The organism is Vibrio sp. ER1A (assembly GCF_000733315.1).
GTDB lineage: Bacteria > Pseudomonadota > Gammaproteobacteria > Enterobacterales > Vibrionaceae > Vibrio > Vibrio mediterranei.
In genome coordinates this window covers 662,847-677,322 of the sequence record NZ_JPJA01000086.1, presented here as the reverse complement: position 1 = coordinate 677,322, position 14,476 = coordinate 662,847, and the positions used below count along the sequence as shown (strand labels likewise).

Annotated in this window: 14 protein-coding genes; 4 read left to right on the top strand and 10 right to left on the bottom strand. The window is 42.1% G+C overall.

Annotated elements, in window-relative coordinates:
- The first annotated feature begins 344 nt into the window (after positions 1 to 344).
- A complete protein-coding gene (locus tag HW45_RS10340; protein ID WP_038226851.1) occupies positions 345 to 1,583 on the top strand; it encodes a GGDEF domain-containing protein in 1,239 nt (412 codons plus the stop codon).
- Positions 1,584 to 1,598: 15 nt separating this feature from the next.
- On the opposite strand, the gene HW45_RS10335 is transcribed toward HW45_RS10340, so the two are convergent.
- Together HW45_RS10335 and HW45_RS10330 are read right to left on the bottom strand one after the other, a co-directional pair.
- Positions 1,599 to 2,555, bottom strand: a complete 957-nt coding sequence (locus HW45_RS10335; RefSeq protein WP_038226849.1) for a Solitary outer membrane autotransporter beta-barrel domain — start codon at positions 2,553 to 2,555, stop codon at positions 1,599 to 1,601.
- 156 nt (positions 2,556 to 2,711) lie between these two features.
- Positions 2,712 to 3,674, bottom strand: coding sequence for a GGDEF domain-containing protein (locus tag HW45_RS10330; protein WP_152559660.1), 963 nt, complete (start codon positions 3,672 to 3,674; stop codon positions 2,712 to 2,714).
- A 234-nt stretch (positions 3,675 to 3,908) separates the two neighbouring features.
- Between HW45_RS10330 and HW45_RS10325 the strand changes: the two genes are divergently transcribed.
- Positions 3,909 to 4,346, top strand: a complete 438-nt coding sequence (locus HW45_RS10325) for a DUF3069 domain-containing protein (RefSeq protein WP_038226845.1) — start codon at positions 3,909 to 3,911, stop codon at positions 4,344 to 4,346.
- Between the two features lie 43 nt (positions 4,347 to 4,389).
- Here the strand turns inward: HW45_RS10325 and modC are convergent, their stop codons facing one another.
- Genes modC through HW45_RS10305 form a run of 4 tightly spaced genes read right to left on the bottom strand, consistent with a single transcriptional unit; the run spans position 4,390 to position 8,421 of the window.
- On the bottom strand, positions 4,390 to 5,502 hold the full coding sequence (gene modC, locus HW45_RS10320; RefSeq protein WP_038226843.1) for a molybdenum ABC transporter ATP-binding protein ModC: 1,113 nt from the start codon (positions 5,500 to 5,502) through the stop codon (positions 4,390 to 4,392).
- Positions 5,499 to 6,191 (bottom strand): molybdate ABC transporter permease subunit, encoded by a 693-nt coding sequence (gene modB, locus HW45_RS10315; RefSeq protein WP_038226841.1) that lies wholly within the window; start codon positions 6,189 to 6,191, stop codon positions 5,499 to 5,501. The genes modC and modB overlap by 4 nt, the downstream gene beginning before the upstream one ends.
- A 2-nt stretch (positions 6,192 to 6,193) precedes the next feature.
- Positions 6,194 to 6,952 (bottom strand): molybdate ABC transporter substrate-binding protein, encoded by a 759-nt coding sequence (gene modA / locus HW45_RS10310; protein WP_038226838.1) that lies wholly within the window; start codon positions 6,950 to 6,952, stop codon positions 6,194 to 6,196.
- Positions 6,952 to 8,421 (bottom strand): cobyric acid synthase, encoded by a 1,470-nt coding sequence (locus HW45_RS10305; protein WP_038226835.1) that lies wholly within the window; start codon positions 8,419 to 8,421, stop codon positions 6,952 to 6,954. The genes modA and HW45_RS10305 overlap by 1 nt, the downstream gene beginning before the upstream one ends.
- Before the next feature lie 179 nt (positions 8,422 to 8,600).
- Here HW45_RS10305 and HW45_RS10300 point away from each other — a divergent pair, with 179 nt between their 5' ends.
- Positions 8,601 to 8,978, top strand: a complete 378-nt coding sequence (locus HW45_RS10300; RefSeq protein WP_038226832.1) for a YgiW/YdeI family stress tolerance OB fold protein — start codon at positions 8,601 to 8,603, stop codon at positions 8,976 to 8,978.
- Between the two features lie 112 nt (positions 8,979 to 9,090).
- Entirely contained in the window at positions 9,091 to 9,627 is a 537-nt protein-coding gene (locus HW45_RS10295) for a hypothetical protein (RefSeq protein WP_038226829.1), read from the top strand.
- A gap of 54 nt (positions 9,628 to 9,681) precedes the next feature.
- On the opposite strand, the gene HW45_RS10290 is transcribed toward HW45_RS10295, so the two are convergent.
- From HW45_RS10290 to nrdD, 4 genes are all read right to left on the bottom strand, one after another.
- Positions 9,682 to 10,398 (bottom strand): ATP-dependent zinc protease family protein, encoded by a 717-nt coding sequence (locus HW45_RS10290; protein WP_038226827.1) that lies wholly within the window; start codon positions 10,396 to 10,398, stop codon positions 9,682 to 9,684.
- 51 nt (positions 10,399 to 10,449) lie between these two features.
- On the bottom strand, positions 10,450 to 11,634 hold the full coding sequence (locus HW45_RS10285) for an amino acid aminotransferase (RefSeq protein WP_038227733.1): 1,185 nt from the start codon (positions 11,632 to 11,634) through the stop codon (positions 10,450 to 10,452).
- 135 nt (positions 11,635 to 11,769) lie between these two features.
- Positions 11,770 to 12,240, bottom strand: coding sequence for an anaerobic ribonucleoside-triphosphate reductase-activating protein (gene nrdG, locus HW45_RS10280; protein ID WP_038226826.1), 471 nt, complete (start codon positions 12,238 to 12,240; stop codon positions 11,770 to 11,772).
- 33 nt (positions 12,241 to 12,273) lie between these two features.
- The gene (gene nrdD, locus HW45_RS10275; protein WP_038226824.1) at positions 12,274 to 14,394 is read right to left on the bottom strand and encodes an anaerobic ribonucleoside-triphosphate reductase; all 2,121 of its coding nucleotides are present in this window, start codon (positions 14,392 to 14,394) and stop codon (positions 12,274 to 12,276) included.
- Positions 14,395 to 14,476: the final 82 nt, after the last annotated feature.

Sequence of the window (14,476 nt, the reverse complement as noted above, 5' to 3'; positions counted from 1 at the left end):
TCATACGACTTCACGTCGCACGCCACCAAATAATTTAGAGAAGAATCCCACTTTTTTTCCTCTTTCTATATGGATTGATTCATGTTGTAGGGTTTGGAGCGCTTGGTCAACCATTAGCGTATGGAAAGTGAATCTTGTTTACAGTTTGCGTTGCTTCTGCCTTCGCCTGTATAGGCGTTAGGTTTTATAAACTCATTAAATTATTGAAGCGATTTTTATTAAGTTTGAGAAAATGGTGTGAGTTTTGAGTCTCCCATTAACAAATCACTTGGCAAAACATCAAATTACCGTATCCTAAGATGTTGAACTATAATCTACTGCCAAGTCTCTGAGTCATATCGTTAATGTCGACCTCTTTTGCTAGCTCAAATCTGTTCCGGCTATTTATTCCCCTTATCATGATTGCGGGTATACTCGTAGGCTTAAATCATATCATTGCAGCAACTCAAGCCAACTCAGGCTTTGTGACAAACTTGCCCTACATTTTGTTTGGTACTGCTTTCGCACTGAGTCACAGCTTTAAGCAATCGCGCATTGCTATGGTGGCGCTTTCTATGTTGTTGGCATACGGCGTCATTCAGTTTAGATTACAAACTCCGTTATCAACTGGTACGACTCTTTTAGAACTCTCCTTGTTAAGCCTTCTACTGCCTGTTGCTTGCTGTCTTGCGTTTTTATTTCCAGACACTGGGGTGTTAAGCAAGGGAATGTACCTTTTCTCTGCGATTGTTATGAGCTTTTTACTGTGGAGCTATTTGATATTGAGCCACTTCGCTACTGGTGGCTTTAACCATTTTGACAGTGATCTACTCTTAGCCATCCCCGAAATCTCGCGTTTACCTTTGGTTTTAGTTTTGTATAGCCTAGCTATAACTGGAGCAACGGGTATTTTCTTATTAAATTACAATCGCCCAATAGATGCTGTTGTGTATACCAGTATTTTGCTTGCGAGCAGCACATTCATTTTCTTTCATGTCCCGCATATGTCTAGCACCCTATTTTCTTTAGCGGGTGTTTTAGTCATTATTTATGTTATTTCTGCCAGTCATCAAATGGCATTCAATGATCGACTCACGAATATTCCTGGTCGTCGCGCTTTAGAAATGGATATGAAACATTTGGGCAGAAAGTTTACTGTTGCTATGTTAGATGTTGATCATTTTAAGAAATTTAATGATACCTATGGTCACGATACCGGTGACGACGTACTAAAGCTGGTTGCTTCACGAATGTTATCTGTTGGCGGTAACGCACGAGTCTATCGATATGGCGGCGAAGAATTTACAATTCTATTTAAGGGTAAAACAGCCAAGGACAGTAAAGTCTATCTTGATGAACTTAGAGAGAAGATAGCCGATTATGAAATGGTAATTAGAAATAACGCCGAACGCCCAAATGACAACAAAAAAGGCGCAAAACAACGTAACGCGAACAGCAAAGGTTCAACAGTCAGCATCACAGTAAGTATTGGTGCAGCAGATAGCAAAGCCACAAGAAAGCCAGAAGAAGTTTTAAAGAAAGCCGATAAAGCGTTGTACAGCGCCAAAGAAAAAGGGCGAAACCAAGTTCAGTGCGCCCGTTGATGCTATCTTAGTGAACTAATCTTGGTTGAAAAACAGCACAATGCTACCGCCTTTCAGATCACTCCCATAGTTAATACTTAGCCCTATCCCAATATTATCAACAAACTCAATTTTAAACGGAGGCGTCATTAGCCAGCCAACCGTTCCTTCGTAGTAATGAGGGGAGCCAAGCATACCGACTGTATCTCCGCCAATATCCACTCGCCTAAGACTTGTGTAGATAGTCTGAACTGAACGACCCCAATCAGTTACGTCATAAAACAATTTCGCTTCATTTGACCAATACCAACCTTCAGGCGTTCCGACATCCCCATCATTTGCTTTTCCCCAACCTACCCCTGAGAAATAGTTGAAGGTTGAATTAAACTTCACTTCCCCCCAAGGTTTGTATTTGTGGTAGTTGAAGCCGACTTTAGGTTGTAGACTCGCCGCCCACGCAGACGTATTGACCACTTTGCCATCTAGGAACGGTTGAAATAGTTTTGAATAAGATGATTGAAAATCATAGTCACTGTGCAGATATTGCAGGTGTGCACCTATACCTGTCTCAAATGTCCAGTGTTCAGAGAACTGTATTTCTTGTTCATAGCCCGTAAAAGCTCCCAAAACATATTTGGTATGATTGTCTGGTGCATCTAGGATTTGGTCTTCAATTCTGAGCGCTGAAAACCTAAGTGTTAACCTCTGTTGGAAACTATCATCATCATTTAACGCAAAGGTAAGTGGCAATGCTGAAACGGCAATATTCTTACGTCGATCAAGTGCTTCTTGAGATCCTATTTCGTCGTTATCAATATTGAGCACTGAGCTTGGATCAAAGTCTTTGAACCCTAATGTTAGAGCATCACTGTCTGTGAGAATGATAGCTGCTGCAAAATCTTCTTCAAACAAGTCACGAAATTCAGGCTCAGCCACACTTTGGGAAGATAAAGTTGTCAAACACATCAAAGAAACGAAACGAGCCTTGGACACAGATTTTTACCGAGTGAAGAAATATATTAATAATAGCCCCACAATGAATATTTGTGGGTAACAGTTTGTAATTTAGGAATTTATCTACAGAACTAAATAAAAAAACTCCTCAATAATTGAGGAGTTCAAGTTCATAACGTGCATATTACGCTAGACTCAAGACGTTGTACTAATGATATCGCCTTCAATTTGGGAAACATACCTGTTTCTACCGGTTCGTTTTGCTTGATAAAGCAATTTGTCAGCACTTTCATACAGCTCGTTAATTGTCTCTGTACCCGTAGGAACCAAACTAAACACTCCGAGTGACAACGTAACTCTGTCCGTTGTATTGGAAAACTGATGCGGTATGTTTAATTGAGAAATCCCTTCCCTAACCCTAGCCGCATTCTCTTTCGCTTCATGAATGTCACATTTGCTGAGTACAATAACAAATTCTTCACCGCCATATCGGCCGACATACTCGCCACTGCGAATAAACATCACATCGAGAAACTGAGCTATATTGATTAAACACTGGTCACCTTCGGTATGACCATAATTATCATTGAACGCCTTAAAGTGATCGACGTCCATCAAAATAACCGAGAGCGGTATTTGATGACGACCGTGCCATTGAATAAGCTCAGTGAGTTTTTCATCCATATAACGACGGTTAAATAGTTTAGTCAGTCCATCTTCATTTGCTTGGTGTTGCAGCGCCCTATTAGCCTCTTCTAGTTGCGCACTTGCTTGCTTCAGTTCGCGACGCATATCCGCTATACGTTGCATGGCGACTAGTTTAGATTGCAAGACTATCTTATTAACTGGTTTAACCAAGTAGTCATCACCACCCGCTCTTATAGCCTTTGCAATCATTTCAGGTTCATCATGACTGCTCAGAAAAATAATGGGAATCCAGTCTGCTTGATAGCGTTCTCTTATCTCCGCAGCCACCTGAAAGCCGTCCATTTCCGGCATTGAGATATCAAGGAGAACAAGTTCTGGATCAAATGATGGGTATAAGGCTAGCGCCTCTATTCCGCTCGCGGCAACTTCTACTACATGCCCAAGTTGTTTCAGTCGAATTTGAAGCTGCATCCGTTCTAGTTGCGCATCATCTACGAGAAGAATTCTCATTGAAGAATCCATGGGTGTCATAAGCCTTCCTGTAATTGCATGCCAACCCTAATGAGTCAGATATAACACATATTAGGACAATATTCATCCAGTCCCACTTTAATCGAGGTTTTAACGTATTGATAAGGTTGATTTGTCCAATATCGGGAGGATTTTTGCCGAGACTTCGATTATTATTGACTTTTACATTGCTTCTCCTAGGATAAGCGCAATTTTACACACTGAGATAGTAGTATGTCTGAGACACAAAATAACGAAGCAACCAAAGTTGACCTAGAATTGGTATCCCCAGAATTACGTCAAGTCATCGCGTTTGATGACGTGCCTGAAGAATTGCATAACATGGTGGTCTCTATTCACGAGGTGACTGAAGAAGCGGTGCGTGAAGCTTGGGACACATTACCTGCCAGTGCACAGAATATCCTTGATAACTTTGAGCAGTTCCATGCTTTGATCTCAGTTAGCCAAGCATTCGCGGGCGTAAGCACAATGGAAGAGTTCACAACTATGGACTTCCCTGCTGATATGACTGACGAAGAGAAAGAAGACTATCGAGCTCAACTGCTTGATAAAGTTTTAAGCAATTGTATTCGTGATATGGTTAAGCAGATTAAGAAAGCGCGTCGTGATGCTATTCTGAAGCGCGATTTCAAAGAAGTATTTGAGAAATAAAACACCATGTTCTCATTTAAAGGTCGCTTGTTAGCGACCTTTTCTATATTTGCGGCTCAATCGCCACGTCTTTCTGAGAAACACTGACGCCCTTTATTTGAGCATATACTTTCTGGCCTACTTCTAGTGCCAGATCATCAATCGCCCATTGAGTGACTGTTGCTATCAATTTTTGTTGATTCGTCAGTGAGAGAATGACTTCCACGCTCTGTCTTGACGTACCCTTACCTCCCAGGTGAATAGCTCCCACTGTACAAGATAAAATATTACGGATAGACGTTTTATTTGGCCGTTCTAGCGCGATGGATACATCACTAGCTCTAACTCTTAATCGAACATGTTCACCAATCACACCTTCTGTATGTTGAACCCATAAATAATGCTGTTCTGTTAACGCTACTTTCGTCAGCCCGTAATAATTATTTTGTTCAAGGATCTCTCCCTTAAACAAGGAGCTTCTATCTGAAAATGATTGCCACGACTGCATAATCGATGAACTCCAAACGTTTTCGATGGTATCACTCTCCACAACTTTGCCATCTTCGATGACTACTAGATGCTGAGCAAGACGAAGAATTTCATTCAAACTATGAGTGACATAAAGGATTGGAATATCAATAGAGTGCGATAGTTTCTCTAAAAACGGCATTAGTTCACGTTTGCGTGAAATATCCAATGACGCTAATGGCTCATCCATTAGTAAAATTTGTGGTTTACTTAGGAGTGCTCTTCCGATTGCAACACGCTGTTTCTCTCCCCCTGACAAGCTGCTTGGATAACGATTTAGCAAATCCCCAATAGCTAAAAGTCCAACAATTTCATTAAAATACTCCGAGCTGCCACCTGTGACGCTGTAACGCAAATTGCGATTAACAGTCATATGGGGAAACAATCTTGCATCTTGGAACACGTAACCCACTTGTCTCCTTTCAATCGGTACATCAAGCTTTAGGGTTGAGTCGAACAAAATGCGGTCTTCGACTTTAATCAAGCCAGAGTCCGGCCTTAAAAGCCCGCTGACCAAATTAATCAATGTCGTTTTACCAGCGCCGGAGCGTCCAAATATGGCAGTGATCCCCTTCGATGGTAATTGTGTTTTTAAGTGAAAGCTTCTATCAGAGAAGTTCTTTTTTACGTCGAGACTTATTCTATTCATTTCGCTACACCTAATCGCTTACTCATCCAACGATTTAGTCCTTCTGCAAAATAGAGGGATGCTAGAGAAATAACAATCGAGATAATACATAGCCTCATAGCTGCATCTTCCGCACCTGGGGTCTCTAAGAAGTTGTACATAGCGAGTGGAATGGTTTGTGTTTCCCCAGGGATATTTGACACAAAACTTATTGTTGCGCCGAACTCCCCCAAACTTCGAGCAAATGAGAGCATAGTCCCACTGATTACTCCTGGAATGACGAGAGGCAAAGTGATAGTAAAGAAAACCTTGATTTGCGAAGCACCAAGGGTACGTGCAGCTTGCTCAAGTTTTTGATCGACGCTGTCCATTGAGAGGCGAATAGAGCGAACCATAAGAGGAAGAGATACAATAATACAAGCCACGACGGCTCCTCTCCAACTAAAGCTGAAACTGATGCCTGTAAGATCATAAATGAATTTTCCAATGAACCCTTGTCTGCCCATAGAAATCAGTAATAAATAACCAATAACCACGGGAGGAAGTACCAGAGGAAGATGAATCAAGCTATCGAGAATGCTTTTGCCGTAAAACTCTTTCTTACTTAAGATCCACGCTAAAAAAACTCCTATCGGAATAAGCCAGACTATAGCTACGCCAGCCACTTTGAGGCTTAACTGTAATGCTTGGATTTCGTAGTCTGTTAACATACTTAGTGGTTACCACCCAATGGCGAAAATCCGTATTTGGCCAAGATTTTTTGGCCTGGCTGAGACTTAATAAACTCTACAAATTCTTGGGTCTCGTGGCGTGAATTCAATTTAACTAGTGGGTAAATAATAGGATCGTGGGTCGTATCAGGAAAAGCGCCAATTACCTCAACAGAATCGCTTGCCATCGCATCAGTTTTATAGACGATCCCTAATGGAGCCTCATTTCTCTCAACCAAAGCTAATACTTGTCTAACATTATTAACTGGTGCTAAATGAGAACGTACAGACGCCCAGACATTTAAAGATTCGAGCGATTGTTTGGCATAGATACCAGCCGGTACAGAGGATACTGTCCCTATAGCCAAGCGCTCACCATTTAACCATTCCTCCCAACTCTTCGCAGAATCGAACACAAACGCACTTTTATGTGTTACGGCGTTGTTTTTGATTAACACCAGTCGATTTTGTGCAATATTGGATACATTTTCTGTTTCGACTGTCCCTTTCTTTATTAAATAGTCCACCCATTTAACGTTAGCAGAAATGAACAGATCCGCTGGAGCGCCCTGGTAAATCTGACGTGCTATAGAAGAAGAACCACCATAAACCTTTACTACATCAACATTTGATTGCTGATTAAACTCATTGGCTAATTCATCAACGGCATTCGTCATAGAAGACGCAGCGTATATATTAAGCGTTGCCGCTAACGTCACTGGTGACAGTGTAACTAAAAATGAAATTAATAACTTTTTCATCAGTTTGTGAAACCCAAGTCTGGCCAGAGTTGTTGAAGGTCTAGGTGGTTTTCGAGAGCATCCGCTATCGTATCCAGCGCTTGTTCCTTTTCATCGTTAATCGAATAACTAGAAACAGACTCTCCGTTTACCCAGCGCACCAATAAAGATACAAATTCGGAAGAGTCCAGTATGCCATGAAGGTAGGTTCCAATTACTTGATTATCCTCACTAATTGCACCATCTTTCGTGCCAACACTGAGTTCAATTAGTGCCTGACTTAAAACTGTGCTTTGTCCCGCATGTATTTCATAACCAGAAACAGTAACCATTGTACCTTCAAGAGATAACACACCAGTGACATTGGTCAGCTGTTTCTCTGGGAGTAGTTCAGTGTCGACATCAAGTAAGGCTAAACCCTCACTAGTTCCGATTTTTCCTTCGATACCGAGTGAATCGGTAATGTGCTTGCCTAATATTTGAAATCCACCACAGATTCCCATCACCTTTCCGCCAAATCGTAGATGTCGATAGATATCCTTATCCCACCCCTGCTCTCTCAGATACTTAAGGTCATCTCTAACAGATTTCGTACCCGGCAGAATAATCAAATCAGCATTATCGATTCGCTCTCCCTTACCAACGTATCGAAAGTCTATATCAGGATGCAACCGGAGCGCGTCAAAATCGGTGTGATTACTAATACGAGTGAGTATGGGAACCACGACGCTTAATTTAGTTGTTTCGGCGGTCACATACTCCGCAGTGATGGCGTCTTCTGCTTCGATATTAAGTCCGTGTATAAAAGGGATTACGCCAATTACAGGCTTCCCTGTTTTTTGTTCTAACCATTCAAGCCCTGGCTCTAGCAATGTAATGTCGCCCCGAAAGCGATTAATAACAAAACCAACGACTCGATTCTGTTCGCTCTCAGATAGCAATGCTAATGTGCCGTACAAATGAGCGAATACTCCCCCCCGTTCGATGTCCGCAACAATAATTACAGGTACATCGGCCTCTTCAGCAAAACCCATATTGGCAATATCGTTTTGTCGAAGATTAATCTCTGCAGGGCTTCCAGCTCCTTCGATCATGATGACATCGAAGTGATCGGCTAGTTTAGAAAAAGAGTCTAGAACATAAGGCATGGCCACTTTTTTGTAGTCATGGAACCCTACTGCATCCATATTGGCAAATGCTTTGCCTTGAATAATGATTTGAGCACCAGTATCAGAGTTGGGTTTAATCAGAACCGGGTTCATATCCACCGTCGCATCAACTCCAGCAGCCTGCGCTTGAACAGCCTGCGCCCGACCTATTTCACCGCCATCCTTCGTAACGGCACTGTTCAACGCCATATTTTGTGGCTTGAATGGGGCAACATTGAACCCTTTCCGCGCGAGTACCCGGCATAATCCTGCCACCAAGACGCTTTTTCCTGCGTCTGAAGTTGTTCCTTGAACCATTAGAGCTTGTGAAGTGCGACGCATATATTCTCAAATTGCTATGAAGTCTTTGGTAAGTTTACCTTTTTTACTCCTTAGACCCAACCGACAGCCTAAAAAACCTCAGTGAATGGAATATGAATGCCGCACTCAGCAATGGTTAAGCTTAACTGCGCTTTAATAACAACCGACAACTAAAGAAGCACTCTAAAAGGAACCAAGTTATGAAAAAAACGGTATTGACTCTAGCAGCAGCATTAATTCTTACTCCAACTCTTGTGCTAGCAAAAGATGATGGACATCATGATTCTAAGGCGCCTAGCGTAGTATATACAGGGCCTGTTGAAACAATCTCGGTAACTGAGTTATTAACCGATACCAGTATGTTTACTGAGAAAAACGTTATTGTTGATGGCTATTTAGTTCGTCAAGTTCGAGACGATAAGTTTATCTTCAGTGATGGTGAAGCTGAAATTCAGGTAGATATGGACGATGCACGATTAACAACTCCGATTAATAATGAAACTCAAGTAAGAATTTTCGGAGAGTACGAAGGTGGAAATACGCCAGAAATTGAGGTTGACCACATTCAAATAATGTAAAGAAAAGTTCGACTTAGTCAAAAATGGTCTGTATTTTGCAGACCATTTTTCTATATACTGGACAAACTCATTTTTAGAGACTATGTCGACATCAATTTATCACGGAGTTCTCATGCTAGGTAAAGCAAGCCGTACTGCGCTATTAACATTAGCAGTCGCCGCCCCTTCGTTGGTTTACGCTAACAACTTTAACTACAATGCTTTTCAAATTCGTTTAGGCGCAGATCCTGGCACTATGGGAGCAGAATTTACGACGTACTTTACCGAAAATACACACTTTATAGTGCGAGGTGATAGTCGGTTTGATGGTGATTGGGATGTCGCTGGCGGTATTGGTTTTAACGGTCCAGCAGGACAATTTGCCGACGTATACGGCCAGTTACTAGTGCACAACATCAAACAAAAAAACCACGACACTTGGGATACAGACTTTGCATCTGAGTTCAATATTGGCTCACGTATCTGGTTCCTTCAAAATGTAGAGGGAGACGCACGAATTGGTATGCTTAACGGCAATGACGACACCAAGTTTATATGGAAAGTTGGCGCTAGATTTCACTCTACCGACGCTCTGTCAATAGGCGCAGCCTTATTTGACAACGGCACCTACGGAAACCAAGTAGAAATGTCTGTTGCATTTAACTTCTAAATAAAAAAAAGGCTTTCCGATTGGAAAGCCTTTTTTTATTACTCTTTACTTGGATTATTTACTGCTTGGCTTAGGTTGGACGTATTTACGGCTCACATCTACAAGAGCGACATCTCTAAAGAAACTGCGACCTAACAACACTGGGTATTTAAGATGCGTGCGGTCAGCCAAAGTAAACTCAGTCTTGCTAGTCATATCACCAATCTTAATGACGGATACAATAACTGGGCGTTTATCACTCTCTTCTGAGCTTGACTGTTTTACTTTTACCCAACGCTCAACTGGCATACTCATCTCTTTAGATTCTACACCACTATGTTTTACCTTGAACTTAACCCACTCTTTACCATCACGTTCAAATGGAACGATATCGACAGCACTCAGTGACGATGTAGTTGCTCCTGTGTCAATTCGTGCTTTAGTCGTAACTTTCATATCAACTAAACGAACATACTCTTGCTCACCTAGTATCAATTTACCTTCTTCATTTTTCACGGGTGCAGGTTTAGCAACTGGCTTTTCTGGCTTAGCTTCTGGTTTCTCTGCGGGTTTTGTCTCTTTCTCTGGTTGTGCTTTCTGAGTATCACTCTCTTTTTTTGTGCTCTCAGTTTCCGTTACACTCTTTTCTGTTTCTTTTTCTGATTTTGCAGCTTCAGTGTCTTGCTTAGGCTGTTCAACTTGTGGTGGAGTCACTGGCTCAGTTGGTGTAGTAGAGCAAGCTACCAAGCCACCACTTAACATCAGTGGTAAAATCACTTTCCACGGTTTCATTCATTCACCTTTATTCATTCTATTTCTGTGACGCGCATAAATGCTCATCGATTATTGACTGACAGCAATCAGCGCATTGGCTACATAAGGTAATTGCGACTCTGATAAGCCAGCGATGTTAATTCGCCCATCGTCTACACCGTAAATAGCAAAGTCGTTACGCAAACGCTGCATTTGCTCTGGTGTAAATCCTAGCACAGTAAACATGCCTTTGTGAGACATGATAAAGTCAAATTGATCAGATGAATGAGTATTTTTCAATTCTTTACAAAGGCCATCACGCAACGCAACCAATCGTTGTTGCATTTCAGTCAGTTCCGTTGACCACATGTTGGTTAAATACTCATCGGCCAAGATGGTTTTAACCAATGCTGCACCATGATCCGGTGGCATTGTGTACGTCGCTCGAGCTAATGTAAGTAGTTTACCTTTCGCGTTCGCAGCCTCAGTCGCATTTTTACCAATGACGATCGCCGCTCCAGTACGTTCACGATATAGCCCGAAGTTCTTAGAACATGACGTAGTAAGGAGCATTTCTTCAACATTTTCAGCCATATGTCGAAGACCATATGCATCTTGCTCTAACCCGTCACCGAAGCCTTGATAAGCGACGTCAACAAATGGTACAAAGCCATTTTTCACGCTTAGCTCTGTGATGGTTTTCCAATCTTCTAGCGACATATCCGCGCCAGTTGGATTGTGACAACATCCATGAAGCAATACGACATCGCCTTGCCCTGCTTGAGCAATATCAGATAGCATTAAATCACGGTCAACCTGTTTAGTTGCAGGGTCGAAGTAGCGATAATACTTAACCTGCAGGCCCGCTGCTTCCATTACTGGTTTATGATTTACATAGCTTGGGTTCGAAAGCCAAACCGTTGTCCCTGGCTGAGCGACATTGAGTAAATCTCCCAACATGCGCAAACCACCACTCGCGCCCGGAGTTTGAATGACGGACATGCGATCATAAATAGGTGTTTCACCAAACACAACTTTGGCAATACTTTGGTTAAACTCTTCACACCCAGCAAGACCAACATAAGCTTTAGTCTGTTGTTCAGTAGTGACAATGCGCTGAGCTTCAGCAATGGCTTTCATTATTGGAGTTTGCCCGTCACTGTTACGATAAACACCAATGCCTAAATCAACTTTGTCGGCACGCTCATCATTTCTAAAAGCAACGGATAAGGAAAGAATAGGATCGAGCACTGGCTCGGGTAATTGAGAGAACATGAAAGTCACAACCCTTTGAAATTCAAGTAGTGGCATCACGTTAGCATTAGATTAAAAATATTGAAATAGTTTTGTTATAAACAGGATTAATTCGGAGTGTACATAATAAGGGAGCATTGCGCTCCCTCTTTTATATTAAAACTGTTTGAATCGATGAATCACTTGATTCGAACTGCCCCGCCATTCTAACTCTGGGTCAGCTAACTCTTTTTCGAATTTACCATCGACAAGCACATCCACTAGGTCAATCACTTGTTGCTGCTCAGGTGACAGCTCCTGTAACAAATAACCGCTCCAAAGCCAGATATCTTTATCGGGACACTCACGCCTTACTCTTTCCACCAGCTGTAGTACTCGGCTTACATTAGACGGGTGTAACGGGTCCCCTCCAGATAACGATAAACCTCTCTTCTTAATACGAGTATCGTTTAGGTCCGCAATGATCCGATCTTCCAACTCATCGGTAAAGTTATGCCCTGAATGCAAAGACCATGTCGCTTGGTTATAGCAGCCTCGACATTGGTGAACACAGCCCGAAACAAAGAGAGTACAACGCGTACCAGGTCCATTGACTACGTCGATAGGATGATACTGATGATAATTCATATATTGACTCTCTTGGTTCTTAGTAAATTGATATTAAAGGTGCTTAACGCGACGTTTAACTTCTTCTTGTTTACCAAAGTTAAATGGACGCGCATCTGGACTACCTAAATAACCGCATACACGACGTGTTACTGAGACTCGGGTAGAGTCGTGGTTGCCACATTTAGGGCAAGTGAAGCCTTTGCTAGTACAGTCAAACTCTCCCATGTAGCCACATTCATAACACTCATCAATCGGTGTATTCGTACCATAGTAAGGAACGCGTGTGTAACTGTAGTCCCATACATTCTCTAAAGCTTCAATGTTACGCTGCATGTTTGGGAATTCGCCGTAACAAATGAAACCACCAGAGGAAATTTCTGGGTAAGGCATTTCAAAGTCAATCTTGTCGTATGGATTAACTTTCTTTTGCACGTCGAGGTGGAAGCTATTGGTGTAGTAGCCTTTGTCTGTCACCCCTTCGATGATCCCAAACTCTTTAGTATCAATTTGGCAGAAACGACTACATAAGTTTTCACTTGGTGTACCGTACAAGCTAAATGCGTAGCCGGTTTCTTCAGCCCATTGGTTTACCACTTGCTTCATATGTTTAATAACGTCAAGCGCCATGTCGCGCATAGTATTGTCATCGTACATATGAACGTCATTACCAAATAGAGCCGTAACCATCTCGTGAATACCAATGTAACCAAGAGAAATTGATGCACGACCATTCTTAAAAATCGGTGCGATAGAGTCGTCTGCTTTTAGACGTACACCACATGCGCCTTCCATATAAAGGATTGGGGCAACACGAGCCTTAACTTTCTCTAGACGACTAATACGAGTTTCAAGAGCTTTACGCGCCAGCACTAAACGGTCGTTTAATAACTCATAAAACTTCTCAACACTACCATTGGCTTTGATAGCAATGCGAGGAAGGTTCAAGCTCACAACACCTAGGTTATTGCGTCCTTCATGTTGGAGTTCACCGTTTTCTTCGTAAGTACCAAGGAAACTACGGCAGCCCATCGGAGTTTTAAATGACCCCGTTACTTCAACCACTTTATCGTAGTTTAAAATATCTGGGTACATACGCTTAGACGCACACTCTAACGCTAGCTGCTTAACATCGTAGTTTGGATCCTCAGACTTATGATTTAAGCCATCTTTGATCGCAAACACCAATTTAGGGAAGACTGCTGTCTTGCTGTTTTTACCAAGACCCGCAATTCGATTCTTCAGAATCGACTGTTGGATTAGTTTTGACTCCCAACTCGTACCAAGTCCAAAACCGAAAGTAACAAAGGGTGTTTGACCGTTGGCAGTGTGCAAGGTGTTGACTTCGTACTCTAATGATTGAAATGCGTCATAACATTCTTTCTCCGTACGAGCTTGAGCAAATGCTTCAGGCTGGTGAATGTCCCACTCTTGAGCAATTTGAAGGTGTTTGTCATAGCTTGCTTTTACGTAAGGCGCTAACACTTCATCAATACGGTTAATCGTCGTGCCACCATAAATATGGCTTGCCACTTGAGCGATAATCTGCGCAGTTACAGCTGTAGCAGTTGAAATTGATTTCGGAGTATCAATCTCAGCATTACCCATCTTAAAACCATGCGTTAACATGCCTTTTAAATCAATCAGCATACAGTTAAACATCGGGAAGAAAGGCGCGTAGTCAAGATCGTGATAATGGATGTCGCCCTCGTCGTGCGCTTGCACAACGTCTCTAGGAAGAATTCGAGTCTTCGCATAGTGTTTAGCGACGATACCCGCCAACAAATCACGTTGCGTCGGGATAACCTTGCCATCTTTATTAGCGTTCTCATTAAGAAGATCGGCGTTGCTTTCTTCAATTAGACCTTCGATCTCTTTAGTCAGAGCGCTTTTCTTTTCACGAGCAATATCACGGTCATGGCGATATTCAATGTACGAACGAGCAAGTCCTTTATATGGACCTTGCATTAGTTCATTCTCTACCGCTGTTTGAATTTCTTGAATGTCTACATGTTCGCAATCCTGCAGTTTGAGCTCTACCGCTAAAGCCACATTTTTAGCGTAGATTTCGAGCTCTTTATCTGCATGTTCCGCCGCACTTACCACAGCAGCTTCAATACGATCCTTTGTAAACGGAGCACGAGAGCCGTCTCTCTTGATTACGATTGTTTTCACCCTTTCTCCTTACCCAAAGTATACTCACAGAGTTATCCACAAACACACTATATAGGGTTGTTACTTTTTATTCTGACACAAT

Coding starts and splice junctions, on each gene's coding strand:
- modC (WP_038226843.1), bottom strand. CDS start 5,502: ATGAATAGAATAAGTCTCGACGTAAAAAAGAACTTCTCTGATAGAAGC.
- HW45_RS10290 (WP_038226827.1), bottom strand. CDS start 10,398: ATGAAACCGTGGAAAGTGATTTTACCACTGATGTTAAGTGGTGGCTTG.
- nrdG (WP_038226826.1), bottom strand. CDS start 12,240: ATGAATTATCATCAGTATCATCCTATCGACGTAGTCAATGGACCTGGT.
- HW45_RS10325 (WP_038226845.1), top strand. CDS start 3,909: ATGTCTGAGACACAAAATAACGAAGCAACCAAAGTTGACCTAGAATTG.
- HW45_RS10305 (WP_038226835.1), bottom strand. CDS start 8,421: ATGCGTCGCACTTCACAAGCTCTAATGGTTCAAGGAACAACTTCAGAC.
- modB (WP_038226841.1), bottom strand. CDS start 6,191: ATGTTAACAGACTACGAAATCCAAGCATTACAGTTAAGCCTCAAAGTG.
- HW45_RS10330 (WP_152559660.1), bottom strand. CDS start 3,674: ATGAGAATTCTTCTCGTAGATGATGCGCAACTAGAACGGATGCAGCTT.
- HW45_RS10300 (WP_038226832.1), top strand. CDS start 8,601: ATGAAAAAAACGGTATTGACTCTAGCAGCAGCATTAATTCTTACTCCA.
- modA (WP_038226838.1), bottom strand. CDS start 6,952: ATGAAAAAGTTATTAATTTCATTTTTAGTTACACTGTCACCAGTGACG.
- HW45_RS10285 (WP_038227733.1), bottom strand. CDS start 11,634: ATGTTCTCTCAATTACCCGAGCCAGTGCTCGATCCTATTCTTTCCTTA.
- HW45_RS10295 (WP_038226829.1), top strand. CDS start 9,091: ATGCTAGGTAAAGCAAGCCGTACTGCGCTATTAACATTAGCAGTCGCC.
- HW45_RS10340 (WP_038226851.1), top strand. CDS start 345: ATGTCGACCTCTTTTGCTAGCTCAAATCTGTTCCGGCTATTTATTCCC.